This is a genomic window from Bradyrhizobium sp. CCBAU 11357 (assembly GCF_028128865.1).
Classification (GTDB): domain Bacteria; phylum Pseudomonadota; class Alphaproteobacteria; order Rhizobiales; family Xanthobacteraceae; genus Bradyrhizobium.
On sequence record NZ_LBJW01000057.1, the window covers coordinates 1 to 5,091 of the forward strand.

The window sequence follows — 5,091 nt, forward strand, 5'->3', positions numbered from 1 at the left end:
CAAAGCTCCTTCATTCTAGAAGAAGCCGTCAATCCTGAAAGTGCGAAAGACTCTGTACGTTATCACACGCCATCGGCCCAGATGTAGACATAGCGACGCGCCGACAGATCGCGTCTCTGCCAGCGTTCGTACTCGACCTGCCAATCGGCCTTCAGGCCGGCGATCACCGAAGGCGACAGGTTCGGCGCTTCCTTGCCGAGCAGCGCCGAGAGCGCCTCCTGGAAGTCGCCGGTCGAGATGCCGCGCAAATAGAGGACCGGAATCAAGGCATCCAGGCTCTTCGTCCGCCGCGCCGATAGCGGCAGGATTGCCGAACTGAAGCGGAGGCAGTCGCCTGGCGCGCTCGCTCCGCGGTCGCGGACCTTGGGACGAGCGACCTCCACCGGACCGATGCCGGTCGCAATCTCGCGCACCGGATCGTGCCCATGTCGGACCAGGCGCGCCCGACCGTCGGGCAGCGTCAGATTGGCCGTGCTGGCCAAAAACGCGCCAACCTCGATCTCGATCGCCCTAGCAAGCAGGTCCCGCGCGCCGGCTCGAACGATATCGGTCAGTGGATCATCACCGCGGACGGCTGACGGAAAGCAAGAACATTGGTAGTCTCGGTCATGGCGTATCGCTCTCCTCAAGAGGTTCTGGCAGGCTCGTCACCCGCCTCGATACGCCGCCTTCCTCACACCGTCATCACCCAGATTCCGCCATAGCTCCGCAATCTGTGGGACCACGTGGATTGGTTTGTTACTTGGATTCGATATTGGCAATATAGGACATATAGCTTGGGCAGGGCGGAGTACGAGGAAGAGGTTCGAGGTTGGCTTGATCTTCAAATGGTTCGTGGTCGCTACTCATCGACGTTTATGCGCCAACTCGCTGAGATGATGGAGCAGCGATCGGGCCATGTGTTCCTAATCTACAATGAGATTGCCTCACTTGAGGGAGCCGTTCACGCACGACCAACAGGGACAAACGATCCCCAACCGCTGGCGGGAGTGCTCAGTGGTTTGATGCACAAACACTATTTCCAGCCGGGCTCTATTCTGAAAAATATTCAGAACTTTATAAACTCACATCGCTGTGAAGCTCTGATCAAAAAGGTACAGACGAGAGTCGAGATCCCCGACGAGCGAAAACTCAACTATCTCTTGAATACGGCGAGCATCTCGGGCCTCGAGCGAAGAAGCCAATCACGTAAGCTTACCGGAGAAGGATCGTCTATAAGAGGCACGACAACGCGAACTACTACCTCACGCTGGGGTCGCACGGATACGGATGTTATCTTAGAACGAGTTCTACCTTGTCGAAGCGAATTTCCCGAACTGCGATTGCCCCGTTGAGGCGCGGTCGATTTAGTGCTCCCAGAATAGGTCGAATCAACTATACAACCGCTGCGTTGAGCACAACATCAAACTTTCGGTGACACTTCGAGCCAGAGCAGTTTAGAAGACTCCAGGATGGGAGTTGAACGAGGACGTTCGAACTTCGCAAGGTAAAGGTGCCCAGTAGGCACAAGAAATGCTGCGTGACCCGCAAACCGAAGACGGCCAGCACATTTTGCACAATATCAGAGTTCTTCGGCTTCGAGCCGGACATGGGGGGGGGCGAAGGAGGAAGCTTCTGGTGTTCGCTGAGCAAAGGTTGGGAAAGAGAGACGATAGAGCGCGAGGAGACGATGTGCCATTTCACTCGCCTCCGCTCTCGTGACCTCTTCTCCCGAGACCTCCTTGTATATGCGTCGAAGTCCTTCGATGCGGTCGGGTGAGACCCTGTGGCCAGAGGGTGCATGCCGGTATCGTCTCGAGGCCGCTCATGATTCATAGACTGGGATTATGCCACGCTGGATATATCCCCTCGCATTCATTGACGCTTCAGTGTTGCCAGGATCTTATCGACGCTCAGCCGAGCGAGCCGGAAGTACGAGCGGCTTTGATGAGGATCGGGCCTAGGCAAGCAACTTCTTGCCAATTCCGAGATGTTTTTCTATCGCCGCGATTCTCTCGAGTGCGTGGTCAATCTCCTTATCTCGTTACGAATCTCTGCCCGAATATCCTCACCCTCTTCTTTGATAAGTCGGGCAAGCTTGTCGAAATCGGACTCCTTCTTCGTCATATCGGAAGTATAGCATGGGACTGATTGTCATGACCCCTTAGTCGCTTGCTTGAACTGATCGAGGCTGGACGCAAATGAAGGCAGCCGTCGATAGGTGCCATCCGAGTAGCGTTGGTAACTTTGCCAAACGAGCGGATCGGCATCGGGGTCTCCAAATTGCACTGATCCATCAAAGGCCCAGCCGTCGCCAGGATTGACACCAAACCACACATCGCAAAACCGATCGCCCTGATCATTGACAAGCTGCACGAGCCAATCCGTTTTGCCGTGGTGATCGCGCATCTCAAACCTAAAGGCTGGTGGGTAGGAGAACAGTTGCGGCATGAGTCTCTGGTTGAGTTCGCGCTCCAAGACAGACCAAGCTATGAAGTCTACCTCAGCCTCGTCCTCATCTAATACGCGGATGCCTGCCGGGCGTCCATCAACAGGACCCCAGCGAACTCTTTGTGGGACGATCATGCTGTTTGCCATGGCCGAGAGCCTACATCATCCGGGTGATTTCAGAGTGAATGTTATACACGGTTGACTTCTCTTCGTTCCAGGAAGCATGGCGTCCGTTCGAGGCATTGCGCAACGAGGTGGATCGCTTGTTCGAGGACTTCTTTGGCGACGAGTTTTGGCGCCGGTCGTTCCGTCCGAGCGCAAGTCTATGAAAGGTCCCTTCCCAAGAAGGGTGCTGCAAGCCCCGCTCGGCAGGTCGCGTCAATCGAATCGCAGTTGACGACGTTGAAGCGAACATTCGGCGACAACTCTGACAGCGAAGTTGTTGGGGTTTACGAAGATTCGTTCAGCGCCAAAGAACCTGGCCGCCCACAGTTCGGTGAGATGCTCGCTCAGATCGAAAAGGCGCAGCTCTCGAAATCATCGCGTGCTGCCACGCGCCACTAGCTCCGGTGGTCAGCCTGCCACAAGCGAACGACGCTAAGTTGTATCGCTGAGAACGAAAGCCGAGCACCTACCAGTAATGGTGGGCAGTTAAACCACAGCCGACGTCTAAACTGGTCACTCAGGCCGTATGGATGTATGTGGGAGAGACCAGAGTGGCCAGACTCGCACGCATTCGTTGCATCAACAAGACCGACAGGACGAATCCCCACGAGAGGGTTAGAAGTGTCGGCGGCGTATATCGAAAGCGACGAATGAGAGTTCTATGTCGAAGAAAACGGCCGCAGGGTCGATGGTGTGGCCCGCGCACAACGGGCACGAGCACATCAAGACGATGGCCCCGCCTCTGAGGCCCTAATGCAGACAAGCCGAGGCTGAGCTCGGCGTGAGCACGTTTACTGAGTATTGTGCGGCGATTTCTCGCTCGATTGTATTTTCGGCTCTGCGCATGCCTGACGCAACTTTATCAACCAGCTTTAGCGGTTTTCACCGCGGCGTCTCTTACACCCTCGAACGCGAAAGCATCGACCGCTGGAATTACTCATTCTCGTTCGCCAACAAGGTAAAGTCCGGTACGGTCCAAACGAGGCTTGGACTCCTCGCAGTCCGACGCGTTCGGATGATCATTGACCGAGCACTGAAGAACGGGTGAGAGGCGGAGCGCGCCAGACGCGGCACGGTCTGCCGCGATCGACACATATGCGTCCAAGCTCTTCGAGTCGTTCGGGTGCGACTTCGCTTTTGAAACAGTTGCGGCGCCTGCCAAAGCTTGTAGGGCGCCAGCCATTTAGCGCGCGTGAGACGCTAATTCTGCTGTGCGAGCGGGCGATCTCGCTTCAGAATCACCGCCATCGAGTTGGGCGCCAGGAACTCCGAACAAGAAAAGAAAATGGGAAGGGCCTCGGCCTTTCTCGAAGCTGTGATCGCGCCTAGAGTAGGTTGGCTACGTCCTTAATTGCGTGCTGCTGTACGTGAAAAGGTGGCGCTGCGTCGTTGGGGACAAATACCGCGCCTTTCTGCTGCTGGGCTACTCCTCGCGTCACTTGTAACGAACTGCCGACGTGCGCAGCAAGCGCCGCCGCACGCGACAGCCACCTCTTCAATTGAGACAAGTTTACGCACCCGCCGCTGATTCCAGAGTAACCTTAAGGTCAGATAGGGCTACAAGTTGCTACTGCTGATTGTCTCCGCCGTGTTTCGGATATAGCTGAATTGTGTTGCCGTCTTTCTTCACACCCCCATGGTTGTCGATGCAGAACCGCTCGTTTAGCGCGGCGAGAATAAGGCCTGTGTTGCCGGAAATTTCCCAACTCCACTCCGAGCACGAAGTTTGGGTCGCTCGCGTACTTGATCAGAAAGCTCGACATCTTTCACTCCTTTCGAGCTATAACGAAGGCAATTTGCCCTTGATCGTGTATCGATCCCAGGCCATTTGGGCCTCGCCATATTTGCAGCAGTAAGCGTGCCACCACAAAACTCATCAAGCTGCTGGTTGAAAAGCGCGACGCTCGTTCGTTGATGTGAAAGCGCTCGTATGCCTGCTTTTCAGCATGTCGGCGACCGCACGCACAGGTTGGGTTCACGACATGCGTGTCGTAAAGCGGGCAGGCCGAACACGGCAGACCGGAGCATCGACGGCTGAGCTGCACACCCTCGTTTTTTCGTTCGAGAAGCATGTGGTTGTTGCGATACTCGGCGTTGATGAGACCTTCAGAGGACTTTGGGCGCGCGATCATTCCTCGACGTTTCAGCAACTGCGTTCCATCTTGCGAAGTTGCTCGGCTTCGAAGCGGAACGAGCAGCCATAAAAATGCTGATCGCCGTGATATGGTCAACCGTCCTTCACCGGGACTACATAACGCAGTCGAAGAAATAGAATGCGCGACGCGGGCAGCTTCGACGTCAGCCTTGAGGCCCAGGCGGCCCAACCAATCCAGGTAGGTGCCGGGGAGACTTTTCGCCGATACAACTCGGCGGCATCCTGTGGGCTGGACTTCACCCACGGGAAGCGAGGGCGGTCAGTTTTGCAGTTCAAGGCTGCAGCGAGCATGGCGAGAGGGGCGCGTGCTCACCATCCCCGGAGTTCACGAAGAATGGTGC

At 56.0% G+C, this 5,091-nt stretch carries 2 protein-coding genes and 1 pseudogene; 1 reads left to right on the plus strand and 2 read right to left on the minus strand.

Annotated elements, in window-relative coordinates; translation table 11 throughout:
• Positions 1-65 precede the first annotated feature (65 nt).
• Positions 66-610 (minus strand): annotated as a pseudogene (locus XI05_RS09160) (transposase); the annotation flags it as partial.
• 1,523 nt (positions 611-2,133) lie between these two features.
• Positions 2,134-2,577 carry a hypothetical protein gene (locus tag XI05_RS09165; protein ID WP_271500781.1) on the minus strand — a complete coding sequence of 148 codons (444 nt, stop codon included), beginning with the start codon at positions 2,575-2,577 and terminating at the stop codon, positions 2,134-2,136.
• Positions 2,578-2,709: 132 nt separating this feature from the next.
• On the opposite strand from XI05_RS09165, the gene XI05_RS39705 reads away from it, so the two are divergent.
• Complete coding sequence (locus XI05_RS39705; RefSeq protein ID WP_442869246.1) at positions 2,710-2,994, plus strand: recombinase family protein; 285 nt, start codon at positions 2,710-2,712, stop codon at positions 2,992-2,994.
• The last annotated feature ends 2,097 nt before the right edge of the window (positions 2,995-5,091 follow it).